The sequence below is a fragment of the Pseudomonas sp. Sample_11 genome (genome assembly GCF_004307505.1).
GTDB classification, from domain to species: domain Bacteria; phylum Pseudomonadota; class Gammaproteobacteria; order Pseudomonadales; family Pseudomonadaceae; genus Aquipseudomonas; species Aquipseudomonas atacamensis.
The window spans coordinates 1-17,115 of the sequence record NZ_RCOD01000050.1; the positions used below are offsets into that span (position 1 = coordinate 1).

The 17,115-nt window shown below is 61.0% G+C and carries 16 protein-coding genes; 7 read left to right on the plus strand and 9 right to left on the minus strand.

Translation table 11 applies throughout. The features are described from left to right. Positions 1-92: 92 nt before the first annotated feature. The 6 genes from fba to tkt all read right to left on the minus strand — a co-directional run bounded on the left by fba (position 93) and on the right by tkt (position 6,459). Positions 93-1,157 (minus strand): class II fructose-bisphosphate aldolase, encoded by a 1,065-nt coding sequence (gene fba, locus D8U60_RS14475; RefSeq protein WP_008081027.1) that lies wholly within the window; start codon positions 1,155-1,157, stop codon positions 93-95. Between the two features lie 263 nt (positions 1,158-1,420). Continuing rightward, positions 1,421-1,753, minus strand: coding sequence for an MliC family protein (locus D8U60_RS14480; RefSeq protein WP_130900359.1), 333 nt, complete (start codon positions 1,751-1,753; stop codon positions 1,421-1,423). A gap of 57 nt (positions 1,754-1,810) precedes the next feature. Then, entirely contained in the window at positions 1,811-2,032 is a 222-nt protein-coding gene (locus D8U60_RS14485) for a hypothetical protein (protein ID WP_016772786.1), read from the minus strand. Between the two features lie 34 nt (positions 2,033-2,066). Beyond that, positions 2,067-3,230 (minus strand): phosphoglycerate kinase, encoded by a 1,164-nt coding sequence (locus D8U60_RS14490; protein WP_016772785.1) that lies wholly within the window; start codon positions 3,228-3,230, stop codon positions 2,067-2,069. Between the two features lie 12 nt (positions 3,231-3,242). Then, positions 3,243-4,295 carry an erythrose-4-phosphate dehydrogenase gene (gene epd / locus D8U60_RS14495; RefSeq protein ID WP_130900360.1) on the minus strand — a complete coding sequence of 351 codons (1,053 nt, stop codon included), beginning with the start codon at positions 4,293-4,295 and terminating at the stop codon, positions 3,243-3,245. A 166-nt stretch (positions 4,296-4,461) separates the two neighbouring features. Then, a complete protein-coding gene (gene tkt, locus D8U60_RS14500; RefSeq protein ID WP_024014622.1) occupies positions 4,462-6,459 on the minus strand; it encodes a transketolase in 1,998 nt (665 codons plus the stop codon). 259 nt (positions 6,460-6,718) lie between these two features. Between tkt and D8U60_RS14505 the strand changes: the two genes are divergently transcribed. From D8U60_RS14505 to D8U60_RS14520, 4 genes are all read left to right on the plus strand, one after another. Next, positions 6,719-7,714, plus strand: a complete 996-nt coding sequence (locus D8U60_RS14505; protein WP_016772782.1) for a metalloregulator ArsR/SmtB family transcription factor — start codon at positions 6,719-6,721, stop codon at positions 7,712-7,714. Positions 7,715-7,732: 18 nt separating this feature from the next. Continuing rightward, the gene (gene metK / locus D8U60_RS14510; protein WP_024014624.1) at positions 7,733-8,923 is read left to right on the plus strand and encodes a methionine adenosyltransferase; all 1,191 of its coding nucleotides are present in this window, start codon (positions 7,733-7,735) and stop codon (positions 8,921-8,923) included. Between the two features lie 223 nt (positions 8,924-9,146). Beyond that, positions 9,147-10,823, plus strand: a complete 1,677-nt coding sequence (gene ligB / locus D8U60_RS14515; protein ID WP_130900361.1) for an NAD-dependent DNA ligase LigB — start codon at positions 9,147-9,149, stop codon at positions 10,821-10,823. A 97-nt stretch (positions 10,824-10,920) separates the two neighbouring features. Beyond that, a complete protein-coding gene (locus D8U60_RS14520) occupies positions 10,921-11,316 on the plus strand; it encodes a DUF1090 domain-containing protein (RefSeq protein ID WP_016772779.1) in 396 nt (131 codons plus the stop codon). Positions 11,317-11,499: 183 nt separating this feature from the next. Here the strand turns inward: D8U60_RS14520 and D8U60_RS14525 are convergent, their stop codons facing one another. Beyond that, positions 11,500-11,949 (minus strand): cytochrome c, encoded by a 450-nt coding sequence (locus D8U60_RS14525; RefSeq protein WP_123443781.1) that lies wholly within the window; start codon positions 11,947-11,949, stop codon positions 11,500-11,502. Positions 11,950-12,077: 128 nt separating this feature from the next. Here D8U60_RS14525 and D8U60_RS14530 point away from each other — a divergent pair, with 128 nt between their 5' ends. After that, positions 12,078-13,250, plus strand: a complete 1,173-nt coding sequence (locus tag D8U60_RS14530) for an MltA domain-containing protein (RefSeq protein WP_130900362.1) — start codon at positions 12,078-12,080, stop codon at positions 13,248-13,250. Positions 13,251-13,340: 90 nt separating this feature from the next. Here D8U60_RS14530 and D8U60_RS14535 read toward each other — a convergent pair whose 3' ends face one another. After that, positions 13,341-13,724 (minus strand): MAPEG family protein, encoded by a 384-nt coding sequence (locus D8U60_RS14535; protein WP_122612379.1) that lies wholly within the window; start codon positions 13,722-13,724, stop codon positions 13,341-13,343. Between the two features lie 332 nt (positions 13,725-14,056). On the opposite strand from D8U60_RS14535, the gene D8U60_RS14540 reads away from it, so the two are divergent. Both D8U60_RS14540 and D8U60_RS14550 read left to right on the plus strand, forming a co-directional pair. Beyond that, positions 14,057-15,226, plus strand: a complete 1,170-nt coding sequence (locus D8U60_RS14540) for an MFS transporter (RefSeq protein ID WP_071173880.1) — start codon at positions 14,057-14,059, stop codon at positions 15,224-15,226. 249 nt (positions 15,227-15,475) lie between these two features. After that, positions 15,476-16,741, plus strand: a complete 1,266-nt coding sequence (locus tag D8U60_RS14550) for a sodium:proton antiporter (protein ID WP_024014630.1) — start codon at positions 15,476-15,478, stop codon at positions 16,739-16,741. Here the strand turns inward: D8U60_RS14550 and D8U60_RS14555 are convergent. Continuing rightward, positions 16,742-17,115 (minus strand): formate/nitrite transporter family protein (locus tag D8U60_RS14555; RefSeq protein ID WP_177435470.1); only part of this gene is annotated, 374 nt, incomplete at its 5' end.

Here is a 17,115-nt window from a genome sequence, read left to right on the forward strand (position 1 = left end):
GAACAAGTCGGGGCGTTTGCTGGAACCACCATCAGTGCGTTTTCACACAGTCTGTCTCGGCGGGTTTCTTTTAATCAGCTCAACACTCAGGCTCAGTTGACCTTCGCGTTCAACTCACCCTTCAGATAACGCTGGTACATCGCTTCCAGGGAGATCGGTTTGATCTTCGAGGCATTACCGGCAGTACCGAACGCTTCATAACGAGCGATACATACATCGCGCATTGCGGTCACGGTGGCGCCGAAGAATTTACGTGGGTCGAATTCGCTCGGGTTGGTAGCCATCAGGCGACGCATGGCGCCAGTGGAGGCCAGGCGCAGGTCGGTGTCGATGTTGACCTTGCGCACGCCGTGCTTGATGCCTTCGACGATTTCTTCAACCGGGACGCCGTAGGTTTCTTTGATGTCGCCGCCGTACTGGTTGATGATCGCCAGCCACTCTTGCGGAACCGAGGACGAACCGTGCATCACCAGGTGGGTGTTGGGGATGCGCTTGTGGATTTCCTTGATGCGGTCGATCGCCAGCACGTCGCCGGTTGGTGGCTTGGTGAACTTGTAGGCGCCGTGGCTGGTGCCGATAGCGATGGCCAGGGCATCGACCTGGGTGCGTTTGACGAAGTCAGCGGCTTCTTCCGGGTCGGTCAGCATCTGGCTGTGATCCAGAACGCCTTCGGCGCCGATGCCGTCTTCTTCACCGGCCATACCGGTTTCCAGCGAACCCAGGCAACCCAGCTCGCCTTCTACCGAAACGCCGCAGGCGTGGGCCATGGCGACGGTTTGTTGGGTAACGCGGACGTTGTAGTCGTAGTCGGTCGGGGTCTTGCCGTCTTCGCCCAGCGAGCCGTCCATCATCACCGAGCTGAAGCCCAGTTGAATCGAACGCTGGCAGACGTCAGGGCTGGTGCCATGGTCCTGGTGCATGCACACCGGGATGTGCGGGAATTCTTCGATCGCCGCCAGGATCAGGTGACGCAGGAATGGTGCGCCGGCGTATTTGCGGGCGCCGGCCGAAGCCTGGACGATCACCGGGGAGTCAGTCTTGTCAGCGGCTTCCATGATGGCGCGCATCTGCTCAAGGTTGTTGACGTTGAAGGCTGGAACGCCGTAGCCGAACTCGGCTGCGTGGTCCAGCATCTGGCGCATGCTGATAAGTGCCATTGTGTGTGTCTCTCCCGGTTGAGGGTCGTTGATCGTGCCAGCCTGCCGGAGCGGCGGCGGCTATTCAAGTTAATGCAGATCGGGGGTTGAGGTCCGGTCTGGTGATTCGGTGTTACCAAAACTGTGTGAACAACAGAGACCCCCTGTGGGAGCGAGCCTGCTCGCGAAAGCGGTCTGACAGACACTGCATCATCGACGGCAAGATTGCTTTCGCGAGCAGGCTCGCTCCCACATTTGGATCTCTGTACACCAATTCAATCGTGTTACTCGGCCTTGCAACCACGGCCAATCAGGTCATTGGTGGCGACCCAGTACACCAGGCCTTCGTCACCCTTGACGTGAAACGCCAGCATGCCATCGCTGTACAGCGTGCCCGAGGCGCCCGGCTCTTCTTTCAGGCGATAGACCTGATCACCGCCGCCGAGGCGAACGTCGACTTCCTTCTGGCCGGCATCGACATAACGCCACACCACCTTGGCCTGGCTGTCGCAGGTCCAGGTCGTCCAGTTGTCTGCCGGGGCCGACGACTGAAACAGGTTCAACTGCGCGCAACCGCCCAACAATGCCAACGCCGCAACGGCGATCAAGCCTTTCATCCGTGTTCCTCGACTGACGACGCACGCCGCCAGCCCTGAGTTAAAGAGTCAGACCCGTCAAGGACAACCATGTTCCTTGACCGGGGTTTGCGTCTCGTATTTGTCCAGGCCGTCCGGACCCGAGCGCTTGTTCAGCACCGGGTTGGTTTCGGCCTGCCAGTCGGCCTGATAACAGCCCTTCTGCGGTTCGCTCGGTGCTGGCGTGGCGTCAGCCTTCGGGGTGCTCCCGCAGGCCGCCAGCGTACCGGTCAGCAACAACAGCGCTAACGACTTGACCATGTGAACACTCCTTTGCCTGGCCAAACGGGCGGCCTCAGGCCTTGGCCCGGCTTTCCAGGACTTCAACGGCAGGCAGCACCTTGCCCTCGACGAATTCGAGGAACGCGCCACCACCGGTGGAAATGTAGGAGATCTGCTCAGCCACGCCATATTTATCGATCGCCGCCAGGGTGTCGCCACCGCCAGCAATGGAGAATGCCGAGCTTTCGGCAATGGCCTGGGCCAGCACTTTGGTGCCGTTGCCGAACTGATCGAACTCGAACACGCCGACCGGGCCGTTCCACAGAATGGTTTTCGACGATTTCAGCAGCTCGGCGAAGTTGGCCGCGGTTTGCGGGCCGATGTCGAGAATCATGTCGTCAGCCGCAACATCAGCGATCAGCTTCACAGTCGCTTCAGCGCTTTCGGCGAATTCCTTGGCGACCACGACGTCGACCGGCAACGGCACGCTGACTTTCGCCGCGATTTCACGGGCGGTGTCGAGCAGGTCCGGTTCGTACAGCGACTTGCCGACCGGGTGACCAGCCGCCGCGAGGAAGGTGTTGGCGATGCCGCCGCCGACGATCAGTTGATCGCAGATCTGGCTCAGGCTGTTGAGCACGTCGAGTTTGGTCGAGACCTTGGAGCCGGCAACAATGGCCGCCATTGGCTTGGCCGGTGCGCCCAGGGCTTTGCCCAGTGCGTCCAGTTCAGCGGCCAGCAACGGGCCGGCAGCGGCGACTTTGGCGAACTTGGCGACGCCATGGGTCGAACCTTCGGCGCGGTGAGCAGTACCGAAAGCATCCATCACGAACACGTCGCACAGGGCCGCATATTGCTGGGCCAGGTCATCGGCGTTCTTTTTCTCGCCCTTGTTGAAGCGCACGTTTTCGAACAGCACGATGTCGCCGGCCTTGACCTCGACACCGCCGAGGTAATCAGCCACCAGCGGCACTTCACGGCCGAGCGCTTTGCTCAGGTAATCGGCGACAGGTTTCAGGCTGTTTTCGGCGGAGAATTCGCCTTCGGTAGGACGGCCCAGGTGCGAGCAGACCATCACTGCCGCGCCTTTTTCCAGGGCCAGCTTGATGGTCGGCAGCGAAGCCAGGATGCGCGCGTCGCTGGTGACAACACCGTCCTTGACGGGGACGTTGAGGTCTTCGCGGATCAATACGCGCTTACCTTGCAGATCGAGGTCGGACATCTTCAACACGGTCATGGGTCGCACTTCCTACGGTTTTTTTGAAGTTGCTGTTTGCAGATAGTGGTCTGCAACGTCCAGCATTCGGTTGGCAAAACCCCATTCGTTGTCGAACCAGGCCAGGATGTTCACCAGTTTGGGGCCGGAAACACGGGTCTGACTGGCATCGACGATGGCCGAATGTGGGTCATGGTTGAAATCACAGCTGGCGTGCGGCAACTCGGTGTAGGCCAGAAGGCCTTTGAGCGGGCCGCTGGTGGCGGCTTCGCGCAGGATCCGGTTGACCTCACTGGCGTCAGTCGCTGTGGCGGTCTGCATCGTGATGTCGAGGCAGGACACGTTGACTGTCGGCACGCGCACGGCTTTGGCCTGAATTCGCCCGGCAAGTTCCGGCAGCAGACGCTCGATACCACGCGCCAGACCAGTGGACACCGGGATCACCGACTGGAACGCCGAACGCGTGCGGCGCAGGTCTTCGTCATGATAGGCGTCGATCACCGGCTGATCGTTCATCGCCGAGTGAATCGTGGTGATCGACACGTAATCCAGACCGATCGCCTGATCGAGCAGGCGCAGCAGCGGCACGCCGCAATTCGTCGTGCAGGAGGCGTTGGACACCAGCAGTTCGTCGCCGGTCAGGCATTCCTGATTGACGCCGTAGACGATGGTGGCGTCGACATCCGCTTCGCTGGCCATCGGCTGCGAGAACAGCACACGCGGCGCGCCGGCATCGAGAAAACGTTGGCCATCGGCACGGGTGTGGTAAGCGCCGGAGCATTCCAGCACCAGATCGACGCCCAGAGACGCCCAATCGATGCCTTCGGGGGTAGCACTGCGCAGGACCTTCACGCAGTCGCCATTGATATGCAGACAATCGCCTTCAACACGCACTTCGCCGGGAAAGCGGCCGTGGGTGGAGTCGAAGCGTGTCAGGTATTCGATGCTGGCCATGTCGGCCAGATCGTTGATCGCGACAATTTCAAACCCGGCCTTCGCGCCGCGCTCGAACAACGCCCGCAAGACGCAACGACCAATGCGGCCGTAGCCGTTGAGTGCAACTTTGTAGGGACGCGGTTGAGGCATGGGGTTCTCGATAGATTCGCTAACAACACAACCCCATGTAGGAGCTGACGAGTGAAACGAGGCTGCGATCTTTTGATCTTGTTTTTAAGATCAAGATCAAAAGATCGCAGCCTTCGGCAGCTCCTACAGGGGAACGCGGCAGCCAGGGCCACCGCATTCGTACTGCTTAGTCTTCCAGCAGCTCTTCAGCCTGACCGAGGATGTTTTCCAGGGTGAAGCCGAACTCTTCGAACAATGCCGAAGCCGGCGCCGACTCACCGTAGGTGGTCATGCCGATCACGCGACCTTCCAGACCCACGTACTTGAACCAGAAATCGGCGTGGGCCGCTTCGATGGCGATACGTGCGCTGACCTGCAACGGCAGAACCGACTGCTTGTACTCCGCATCCTGAGCATCAAACGCGCTGGTGCAAGGCATCGAGACCACGCGAACCTTGCGGCCCTGCTCGGTCAGTTTGTCGAAGGCTTGAACCGCCAGACCGACTTCCGAACCGGTGGCGATCAGGATCAGCTCAGGCTCGCCTGCGCAATCCTTGAGCACATAACCGCCACGGCTGATGTTGGCAATCTGGCCAGCGTCGCGTTCCTGGTGCTGCAGGTTCTGCCGCGAGAAGATCAGCGCCGAAGGGCCGTCCTTGCGCTCCAGAGCGTTTTTCCAGGCCACTGCCGATTCCACGGCATCGGCTGGACGCCAGGTGTCGAGGTTCGGCGTGCTGCGCAGGCTGGTCAGTTGCTCGATCGGCTGGTGCGTCGGGCCGTCTTCGCCCAGACCGATGGAGTCGTGGGTGTAGACGTGGATCACGCGCTTCTTCATCAAAGCCGACATGCGTACGGCGTTGCGCGCGTATTCCATGAACATCAGGAAGGTCGCGCCGTAAGGCACCAGACCGCCGTGCAGGGCGACGCCGTTCATGATCGCGGTCATGCCGAACTCGCGCACGCCGTAGTACATGTAGTTGCCGCTGGCGTCTTCAGCGCTGACGCCTTTGCAGCCTTTCCACAGGGTCAGGTTGGAGCCGGCGAGGTCAGCCGAACCGCCGAGCATTTCCGGCAGCAGCGGGCCGAAGGCGTTGAGGGTGTTCTGGCTGGCTTTGCGGCTGGCGATGGTCTCGCCCTTGGCCGCGACTTCGGCGATGTAGGCCGAGGCTTTTTCCGAGAAGTCGGCCGGCAGTTCGCCGCTCAGACGACGGATCAGCTCGTTGGCTTCAGTCGGGAATGCAGCGGAGTAAGCGGCGAAACGCTGATCCCACTCGGCTTCAACCGCGCGACCAGCTTCTTTGGCGTCCCACTCGGCATAGATCTCGGCCGGGATTTCGAACGGGCCGTGGTTCCAGTTCAGCGCCTGACGGGTCAGGGCGATTTCCGCGTCACCCAGTGGGGCGCCGTGGCAATCTTCCTTGCCCTGCTTGTTCGGCGAACCGAAACCAATGGTGGTCTTGCAGCAGATCAACGTCGGCTGAGCGCTCTTGCGCGCGGTTTCGATGGCGGTTTTGATCTCTTCCGGATCATGGCCGTCGACGTTGCGGATCACCTGCCAGTTGTAGGCTTCGAAACGCTTCGGCGTGTCATCGGTGAACCAGCCTTCGACTTCACCGTCGATGGAAATGCCGTTGTCATCGTAGAAGGCAATCAGCTTGCCCAGGCCCAGCGTGCCGGCCAGGGAAGCGACTTCGTGGGAAATGCCTTCCATCATGCAGCCATCACCGAGGAACACGTAGGTGTGGTGGTCAACGATGTTGTGGCCGGGACGGTTGAACTGCGCGCCCATGACTTTTTCCGCCAAGGCGAAACCGACGGCGTTGGCCAGACCCTGACCCAGCGGGCCGGTGGTGGTTTCGACGCCCGGGGTGTAACCGAATTCCGGGTGGCCTGGAGTGCGGCTGTGCAGTTGACGGAACTGCTTGAGGTCGTCGATCGACAGGTCGTAGCCGGTCAGGTGCAGCAGCGAGTAGATCAACATCGAGCCGTGGCCGTTGGACAGCACGAAGCGGTCACGGTCGGCGAACGACGGGTTGCTCGGGTTGTGCTTGAGGTAGTCGCGCCACAGCACTTCGGCAATATCTGCCATACCCATAGGGGCACCGGGATGGCCGCTGTTGGCTTTTTGCACGGCATCCATGCTGAGGGCACGAATGGCGTTGGCACGCTCACGACGGCTAGGCATCGCTGATCTCCTGGGTGTGAATAGACTGAAACGGAAAAAAGGAGGGCATTTTCCCTCACCCATGCGCCTCGGGGCAATGACAGATAGTCATCGGCAGGCGTTTTTCCAATCGATAGCACAGGTTTCGCTTGGTGAAACCTTTCCGCTATTCGTTTGTAGAGACTGCCGTCCGCCGAGAAGTGCCATTTATCGAGCAATATCAAAACTTTTTGATATTGGCCTTGCGGTGCCTTGCCCCCGTCTCTAGACTGCCAGCCCTATGAACTTACGCGTGCCTTCCATTCGCCATGACGATTGCGACGAGCTGGCGGCCCTGTGCAAGGCCGGCGGCGATCCGCTGCGGCTGAATGTATTGCGCGCGCTGGCCAACGATTCGTTTGGCGTGCTGGAGCTGGCGCAGATTTTCGGCATCGGCCAGTCGGGCATGAGCCACCACCTCAAGGTGCTGGCGCAAGCCGATCTGGTGGCGACACGCCGTGAGGGCAACGCGATTTTTTATCGGCGCGCCCTGCCCCACAGCGGATTGCTCGGCGGCAAGCTGCACGCGGCGTTGTTGGAAGAAGTCGACGATCTGGATCTGCCTGATGAAGTGCAAGCACGCATCGAGCAGGTTCATGGTCAGCGTGCTGCCGCCAGCCGGGACTTTTTCGCCCGGGTCGCGGAAAAATTCCGTGCCCAGCAGGATTTGATCGCAGGCCTGCCGCAGTACCGTGACAGCGTGCTGGCCCTGCTCGACAAACTGAACTTCGATGGTGCAGCCACGGCCATTGAAGTCGGCCCCGGCGATGGTGCTTTTCTGCCGGAACTGGCCCGTCGCTTCGGCACCGTAACCGCGCTGGACAACAGCCCGGCGATGCTCGAACTGGCGCGTCAGGTATGTGAACGTGAACAGCTGGCTAACGTCAGCCTGCAATTGGCCGATGCATTGAACGGCACAAGCCTTCAAGCCGATTGCGTGGTGTTGAACATGGTCCTGCACCATTTCGCCGCCCCGGCCGATGCGCTCAGGCACATGGCCGACTTGCTGCAACCGGGCGGTAGCCTGCTCGTGACAGAGTTATGTAGCCACAACCAGAGTTGGGCCAGGGAGGCCTGCGGTGATCTCTGGTTGGGGTTTGAACAGGACGATCTGGCCCGTTGGGCCACCGCTGCGGGACTCGTTCCCGGGGAAAGCCTCTATGTAGGCTTACGTAATGGTTTCCAGATCCAGGTTCGCCACTTTCAGCGACCGGCTGGCGACACTCACCATCGGTAAATTCAGGAAAACATCGAGATGAGCGAATACTCCCTCTTCACCTCCGAGTCCGTGTCTGAAGGACATCCGGACAAAATCGCCGACCAGATTTCCGATGCGGTGCTGGACGCCATTATTGCCCAGGACAAACACGCTCGCGTGGCTGTGGAAACCCTGGTCAAGACCGGCGTGGCCATCGTTGCCGGTGAAGTGACCACCAGCGCCTGGGTCGACCTGGAGCAGATCGTTCGTGACGTGATTTGCGACATCGGCTACACCAGCTCCGAAGTCGGCTTCGACGGCGCCACCTGCGGCGTGATGAACATCATCGGCAAGCAGTCCCCTGACATCAACCAAGGCGTCGACCGTGCCAAGCCTGAAGATCAGGGCGCCGGCGACCAGGGCCTGATGTTCGGTTACGCCAGCAACGAAACCGACGTTTTGATGCCAGCGCCGATCACCTTCTCGCACCAGCTGGTGCAGCGTCAGGCTGAAGCACGCAAGTCGGGCCTGCTGCCGTGGCTGCGTCCGGATGCCAAGTCGCAAGTGACCTGCCGTTACGAAGGCGGCAAGGTTGTCGGCATCGACGCTGTTGTTCTGTCGACCCAGCACAACCCGGAAGTGTCGTACAAAGACCTGCGCGAAGGCGTGATGGAGCTGATCGTCAAGCACGTACTGCCTGCCGAACTGCTGAGCAAGGACACCCAGTTCCACATCAACCCGACCGGCCAGTTCATCATTGGCGGCCCGGTAGGTGACTGCGGTCTGACCGGCCGCAAGATCATCGTCGACAGCTACGGCGGCATGGCCCGTCACGGCGGCGGCGCGTTCTCCGGCAAGGATCCATCGAAGGTTGACCGTTCGGCTGCCTACGCTGGCCGTTACGTGGCCAAGAACATCGTTGCGGCCGGCCTGGCCGAGCGTTGCGAGATCCAGGTTTCCTACGCGATCGGTGTGGCTCAGCCTACGTCGATCTCGCTGAACACCTTCGGCACCGGCAAGATCAGCGATGACAAGATCATCAAACTGGTGCGTGAAGTGTTCGACCTGCGTCCATACGCAATCACCACCATGCTCGACCTGCTGCACCCGATGTACCAGGAAACCGCAGCCTACGGCCACTTCGGTCGTGCGCCGCAGACCAAGACCGTTGGCGAAGACAGCTTCACCACGTTCACCTGGGAAAAAACCGACCGCGCCGACGCCCTGCGTTCTGCCGCTGGCCTGTAACCCCCTGGCTGCATGAAAGCCCCGCACGGTTCGCGCCGTGCGGGGCTTTTTCATGCCTGACAGATTTTTTGAGATCCGTGTGGGAGCGAGCCTGCTCGCGAAGGCGCCCGCCCCGGCAACACCAGTTCCCCTGCCCCGAAACAGTTCGCAAAAAAGCCGCGCAACGTTCTTCAGATCCTCACCTACCCTTCAAGCATCACCCCCCCGAGCAAGGACGCTCACAATGCTCTTCACACTGCGCCTGTTGCTGGCCTTCCTGCTGGCACTCATCACCCTCGTCAGCCAAGCCAACTGCCCGAACTGGGATCTTTCCCAAGCCCAACGCGAAATCACCGCCCTGCAAAACCGGATCGACCAATGGGACGACGCCTATCACCGCGAAGGCCGTTCATTGATCAGCGACGAACTCTATGACCAGTCCCGGCTGCGGCTGAAAGAATGGCAAGCCTGTTTCAATCAACCCTCATCCCCGCAGCCGTTGCACACCGCGTCCGGCACGGTCACCCACCCCATCGCCCACACCGGTCTGGACAAGCTGCACAAAGCCGAAGACGTCGCCCACTGGTTGCGCGATCGCCAGAACGTCTGGGTGCAGCCCAAGGTCGACGGCGTGGCTGTCACGCTGATCTACCGCCAGGGAGTATTGCAGCAGGCGATCAGTCGCGGCGACGGTGTCAATGGTCAGGACTGGACCGCTTCCGCGCGCAGGATTGCAGCCAATCCGCAACGGTTGAGGCTGCCACGGGATCTGCTGGTACAAGGCGAACTCTATTGGCGCCTCAATGCGCATGTTCAATCACAGTCCGGCAGCGTCAACGCCCGCGCCACCGTAGCCGGGCTGATGGGGCGCAAATCCCTGGATGCCGAACAGGCCGCCGGGATCGGTCTGTTTGTATGGGACTGGCCGCAAGGTCCTGTGCGGCTGCCGGAAAGAATGTCCGAACTGCAGGCGTTGGGGTTCGCCGCAACCGAGCCCTTTACACAGCCCGTCAGCCGATTCGAAGACGCGCAAAAATGGCGCGAGCACTGGTATCGCTCGCCCCTGCCCTTTGCCAGCGACGGCGTGGTGCTGCGTCAGAGCCAACGGCCACCTGCCGAACGCTGGCAGGCTCACGCGCCGTATTGGGCAATCGCCTGGAAATACCCGTTCGCCCAAGCATTGGCCGAAGTGCGCAAGGTCAACTTCAAAATCGGCCGCACCGGGCGAATCACTCCGGTGCTGGAACTGCTGCCCGTCAGACTCGATGACCGCGAAATCAAACGGGTCAGAGTCAGCTCGCTCAAGCGCTGGCAAACCCTCGACATCCGTCCAGGCGATCAGGTGGCAATCAGTCTGGCCGGGCTGACCATTCCGCGCCTCGACAGTGTCGTGCTGCGCACCAGCGAACGGGCAGACATCAGCATTCCCGATGCCGGCGATTACCACGTACTGAGCTGTTGGCAACCGACGCCGGGGTGTGAAAGCCAGTTTCTCGCGCGTCTGACCTGGCTCAGTGGCAAGCAAGGCCTGGCCATGCAACATGTCGGGCGTGGCACCTGGGAGAAACTTTTGGAAACAGGCCGTCTGAAACACCTGCTGGATTGGCTGACCCTCGATGCGTCAGAGCTTGCTAACATTGCCGGCCTCGGCGAGCGCAGCAGCGCACGTCTGATCCAGAGTTTTCACGGCGCGCGGCAACAGCCGTTCGCTCGATGGTTGAAAGCGCTGGGCATGCCGCCGACCGGACAGGCACAACTGGACGATTCGTGGCAGGCCCTGGCACAACGCGACACTGAACAATGGCAGGCAGAAGCCGGCATCGGCCCGGGACGCGCGGCGCAACTGAGCGCATTCTTTCGCGACCCGCAGGTACTGGCTTTGAGTGAAACCCTGAAAGCCGCCGGAATCGACGGCTTCTGAACCTGCAATCCCCGCCCGGCGGGAACCCAACGGCCGGCCAGACGCTCCAACAGCGCAGTGCCCTCCCACCCCGATTGCCTTTGCACATGGAGCTTTTATGAAATTTCTCGCACCGCTCGCCCTGCTTACTCTTTGCGGCGTCATGGCCGCCCCGGTCATGGCCGAAGAAGACGGCCCGGGCCTGACCGGTTGCGCTGCCAAGAAGCAGGGCATCATCAATCAGATCGAACAGGCCAAGTCGCGCGGCAACATGGAGCAGCAGGCAGGCCTGGAAACCGCACTGCGTGAAGTCAATGAACACTGCACCGACGCCGGGCTGAAAAAAGAACGTGAGAACAAAGTGCTTGAGGCCAAGCATGAGGTGAGCCAGCGTCAGGCGGACCTCGACAAGGCCATGAAGAAGGGCGATCCGGAGAAGATCAACAAGCGCAAGGAAAAGCTCGCCGAGTCGCGCAAGGAACTGCAGGAAGCGCTGGACGAGATCGATAAGTAACCGAAGCCCTTTGGGGAGGGGATTTATCCCCTTCCGGCGGCGAGGCCGTCGCAAATTTGGCTAGTCGGGTCCGACTGAAAAAACCCGGTTGTATGGTTTTGGGGCTGCTTCGCAGCCCATCGGGGATAAATCCCCTCGCCACAAGGTAGTCACTCGCCACAAGGCACTCAGCAGCTTCAGGAATCAATGATCGCGAAACTCTTTATGGCAAGCACTGCAGGCATCTTCAACTTTCTGCACTGCCGGCCCAAGATTGCTGGCCTTGTACGGCTGAACCTGACTGGCGACCACCAATTCACCAGTGGCTGTCTCGAGGGCGCGGGCCAGTTCCTGAAAACGCGCCTGTTTCTGCCAGACATCATCTTTGGCGCTGGTGTGATCTTCCTCGCGCACCTGCGGGAAATGCTTCCACGGCTCATGGGCCAACGCATCAAGTCTGACTGCGCCCTCGGCAAATTTCGGCCCGTCGAAGGCAATGCGCCCGCGCAACATGCCGCCGAGGTCTTCGCTGGTCTTGAGCATCTGCTTGAAGATCGCCTTGCGCTGGCCCAGCGGCGAATTCGGGTCGACACCGCCACAGGCGGACAAGGTCAGGCAGGCCAGCAATACAACAGCAATGGGTTTCAGAGTCATGGTGGCTTCAGGTCGCGGAAATCGGCGGCCAGTATCCTCGGCTCACCGCCAAACACCAATAGCCCTATTAAAAATACGGGTTGGTCGAGCGCATGGAGCACTCGGCCAACCGGCACAGGAATCACTCCATGAACAGCCGCTTCACGGCCTGGCGTCACCCGCTTATCGTCACCCTTCCACTGCTCGCCATCCTCGCCGGTTGCACAGGCGGCGACAGCGCCAAACCAAAAACCCACGCACTGGCTACGTATTCCAGCGCAACCTGGGAAGCCTTGCCCGCGGTCTCCGACAGCGATCTGGTCGCCGGTTTCGGTTCATGGCGCAGCGCGTGCACACGACTCAAAGCCGACGCGGTGTGGGGCCCGACCTGCGCTGCGGCGGCGAATGTGCCGCAAAGCGCCGCCGAGATTCGTGCATTCCTCAAGCAGAATCTCGATGTCTATGGCCTGCGCGCCGAGAACGACAACCCCAACGGTCTGATCACTGGCTACTACGAACCGGTGTACCCCGGCAGCCTGACGCCCACCGCAACGGCGAACGTGCCAGTGTATGGCGTGCCGGAAGACATGATTATCGTCTCGCTCGACAGCATCTACCCGGAATTGAAAGGCAAGCGCCTGCGCGGCCGCCTCGAAGGTCGCGTGCTCAAGCCTTACGACGACGCGGCGACCATTGAATCCAAAGGCGTGAAAGCGCCGGTAGTTGCTTACCTGACTGATCCGATGAATCTGCAATTTCTGCAGATCCAGGGCTCGGGCCGGATCCAGACCGAGGACGGCAAACAGTTGCGCATCGCCTACGCCGATCAGAATGGCCACCCGTACCGACCGATCGGTCGCTGGCTCGTCGAGCAAGGCGAGCTGAAGAAAGAAGACGTGACCATGACCGCGATCAGCAACTGGGCCAAGGCCAACCCGACGCGCATTCCGGAACTGCTGGCCAGCAACCCGAGCTACGTGTTCTTCACCCGCAACCCGGACAGCAACGAAGGCCCGCGCGGCTCGCTGAACGTGCCGCTGACCGCCGGCTACAGCGCGGCGGTGGATCGCAAGGTGATTCCGTTGGGCAGTCTGTTATGGCTGTCGACCACCAAACCGGATGGCACCCCGCTGGTCCGCCCGGTCGCGGCGCAGGATACCGGCGGCGCGATTGCCGGCGAGGTGCGCGCGGATCTGTTCTGGGGCACGGGTGATGCGGCCGGGCAACTGGCCGGGGACATGAAACAGCAGGGGCAGATCTGGATGCTCTGGCCTAAAGGACAAGAGTTGCCGCAAGTGCCACAGGTGGCTGACAAACCCTAAAGGCAAAAGATCGCAGCCTTCGGCAGCTCCTACAGGAGTATGCATTCCTCTGTAGGAGCTGCCGCAGGCTGCGATCTTTTGACCTTGCTTTTAAATGGACACAAAGAAGAACGAAGCAATCAGCCCCATCCCGATAAACCACACCACCGAACGCAGTGCAGCCCAGTCAGCCAGGTAGCAGATGATGTACAGCAGGCGACTGGTGATAAACAGCACGGCCAACACATTGACCGTCACCAGCTGCGCAGTGCCGACCAGGTGCGCAACGATCACCGCAGCGGCAAACGCAGGCGTTACTTCAAAGCTGTTCAGTTGCGCGGCGTGGGCGCGACGGGCGACGCCATCGACGCTGTCGAGAAAGTCCCGTGGATCATAATTGTCCTTGAGGCGGAAACCGCCGGTGGCCTTCGCCACGATCGTGCATACGTACGGCAGGAAAATCGCGACCAACACACACCACAGAGCCACTGTCATAACGTCGTCCTTTTTTCGATTGGAGAAATTGGCGAGCGATCAGAAATTCATCACCAGCATGCCGATCAGCACCTGCCCACAGGCTAAGAGCCGCGCCCGGCAGAAAGGTTCTTTCAGCTGGATATAACACGGCACTTCCAGCGCGCCGTCGATTAGTCAGATTATTGATTCGCCATGTGTCAGCAGCTGTTTATACTGCAACCCACCACGCCGTACTCAGCTGCACACCAAAAAACTCCAATAAAAGCTGCCTGCTCCGCTTTCTTCGAAAACGGTCGCTGGCACGCGTATGCCTGATCAAAGCGTCAAGACTACCGACAGAGACCTTGCGCATGCCGCTCGCTTTGCTTGCACTCGCCGTTGCCGCGTTCGGCATCGGCACTACCGAATTCGTCATCATGGGCCTGCTGCCCGACGTCGCCCGCGATCTGGCGGTGAGCATTCCTCACGCCGGGCTGCTGATCACCGGTTACGCCCTGGGCGTGGTGTTCGGCGCACCGATCCTGGCGATCGGCACCGCCAATATGCCGCGCAAAGCGACATTGCTGGGCATGACGCTGATGTTCATCCTCGGCAACGTGCTCTGCGCGCTGGCACCCAACTACGCGACGCTGATGGCGGCGCGGGTGGTCACGGCGCTGTGTCATGGGGCGTTTTTCGGCATTGGCTCGGTGGTTGCTGCCGGGCTGGTTGCGCCGAACAAACGTGCGCAGGCGATTGCCATGATGTTCACCGGCCTGACCCTGGCCAACGTGCTCGGCGTGCCACTCGGCACAGCGCTTGGCCAATACGCTGGCTGGCGCTCGACCTTCTGGGCGGTGTCGGTGATCGGCATTGTTGCGGCGCTGGCGCAGTGGTTGTGGCTGCCAAAACACATCGCAATGGACAAAGCCAACCTCGCCAGCGAATTCAAAGTGCTGGGCAAGGCCAACGTGCTGCTGGCGCTGGGCATGAGCGTGCTGGCCTCGACCAGCCTGTTCAGCGTGTTCACCTATATCGCACCGATCCTGCAAGACATCACTGGCGTCAGCCCCCACGGCGTGACGGTGATGCTGCTGTTGTTCGGCGTCGGCCTGACAGCGGGCAGCATGCTCGGCGGGCGCCTGGCCGACAGCCGCTTGCTGCCGTCACTGGTCGGCGTGGCACTGGCAGTTGTGGTGATTCTCGCGGCGTTCAGCCAGACCAGCCGTGCGGTGATTCCGGCGGCGATTACCTTGGTGCTGTGGGGAATTTTCGCCTTTGCGCTGTGCCCGATTCTGCAGCTGTTGATCATCGATCAGGCGCACGAAGCGCCGAATCTGGGTTCGACGCTGAACCAGAGCGCGTTCAATCTGGGCAACGCAGCAGGTGCCTGGATTGGCGGGCTGGTGGTTGCCAGCGGCGCGGATCTGGCGGACCTGCCGTGGACCGGGGCGCTGGTCGGCGTGCTGACGGTGCTGACGGCGCTGTTGTTCATTTACCTGCAACGTCGGCGGGCGAGTGCGGTCAATGTGTCTGGCTGAGACCTCTGCGACTGACTACCTGTGGCGAGGGGATTTATCCCCGTTGGGCTGCGCAGCAGCCCCAAAACCTTCGATCGGGTTTTGTCAGGAATTATCGATAAGCCCGATTGCGACGGCTTCGCCGCCGAGCGGGGATAAATCCCCTCGCCACAATGAACTGTGGTGTGTCCCATGTCGCTGTTTGCCCATCAAACCCCTGAGTGCAACCTCCGGTCGCGCTCCATTCACTCTCCATCCAAAGGACCCCGGATGCTTGAACTCGTCGCCGCTTTCATCTGCCTCACCACCCTCCTGACCTTCGTCAATTTCCGCTTTATCGGCCTGCCGCCGACCATCGGCGTGATGGTTACCGCCCTGCTGTTCTCACTGCTCCTGCAAGGCCTCAGCGTCCTCGGCTTTCCCGGCCTCGAAGACCGCGTGCAGCAACTGATCGGCCAGATCGATTTCGGCGATCTGCTGATGAACTGGATGCTCTCGTTCCTGCTGTTCGCCGGCGCCCTGCACGTCAACCTCAATGATTTGCGCAGCTACCGCTGGCCGATCGGCCTGCTGGCCACCTTCGGCGTGTTGATCGCCACCGTGGTGATCGGCAGCCTGGCCTTCTACATTTTTGCCCTGTTCGGCTGGCACGTGAGTTTCCTCTACTGCCTGTTGTTCGGCGCGCTGATCTCACCGACCGACCCGATTGCCGTGCTCGGCGTACTGCGTACCGCCAACGCTTCGAAACCACTGAAAACCACCATCGTCGGCGAATCACTGTTCAACGACGGCACGGCGGTGGTGGTCTTCACCGTGCTGCTGGGCATCGCGCAACTGGGCGAAACCCCGACCGTCAGCGCCACGGCCATGCTCTTCGTCCATGAGGCCATTGGCGGTGTGTTGTTCGGCGGGCTGATTGGTTATCTGGTCTATCGGATGATCAAAAGCGTCGAGCAGCACCAGATTACCGTGATGCTGACGCTGGCCCTGGTGATCGGTGGCTCGGCGATGTCCACCGAGTTGCACGTCTCGGCACCGATCGCGATGGTGGTCGCCGGTCTGATCATCGGCAACCTGGGGCGCAATCTGGCGATGAACGACATGACCCGGCGCTATCTGGACGGTTTCTGGGAGTTGCTCGATGACATGCTCAACGCGCTGCTGTTTGCGCTGATCGGCATGGAGCTGTTGCTGCTGCCGTTCAACTGGCTGCACATGGCCGCCGCAGGCCTGCTGGCGGTGGCGATTCTGCTGTCGCGCCTGCTTACCGTGGCGCCGGCGATCCTGCTGCTGCGGCGCTGGCGCTCAGTGCCGGCCGGCACCATCCGCATCCTCACTTGGGGCGGTTTGCGCGGCGGTGTTTCGGTGGCACTGGCCCTGGCCCTGCCGCTGGGCCCGGAGCGCGATCTGCTGCTGAGCATCACCTACATCGTCGTGCTGTCGTCGATCCTGCTGCAGGGCCTGACCATCGGCAAACTGGTCAAGCACGCGACGCGCAACGAGCCGGCCAGCGTGGCTGAGCCAGCCCACCACTGATCATTTCTTGATCGACTGCGGATCGGGCTTGACAGCCTGATCCGCAGATTCCTTCGGCGCACCGCTTTCACTGCGAATTTGCGCATGGCTGATCAGCGCGAAGATAAAGCTGCCGCCAATGATGTTCCCCGCCAGCGTAGGTCCGGCGAACACCGCCCAGAAATCACTCCACGGCAACTCGCCGGCAAACACCAGATACGACACTTCCGCCGATCCGACGACGATGTGGGTGAAGTCGCCCAGCGCCATGAAGTAGGTGATGAGGATGATGATCCACATCTTCGCGCTCTCCATGGAGGGGATCATCCAGACCATGGTAGCGATCATCCAGCCGGAGACGATGCCCTTGGCGAACATCTGACTGGCGCTATGCT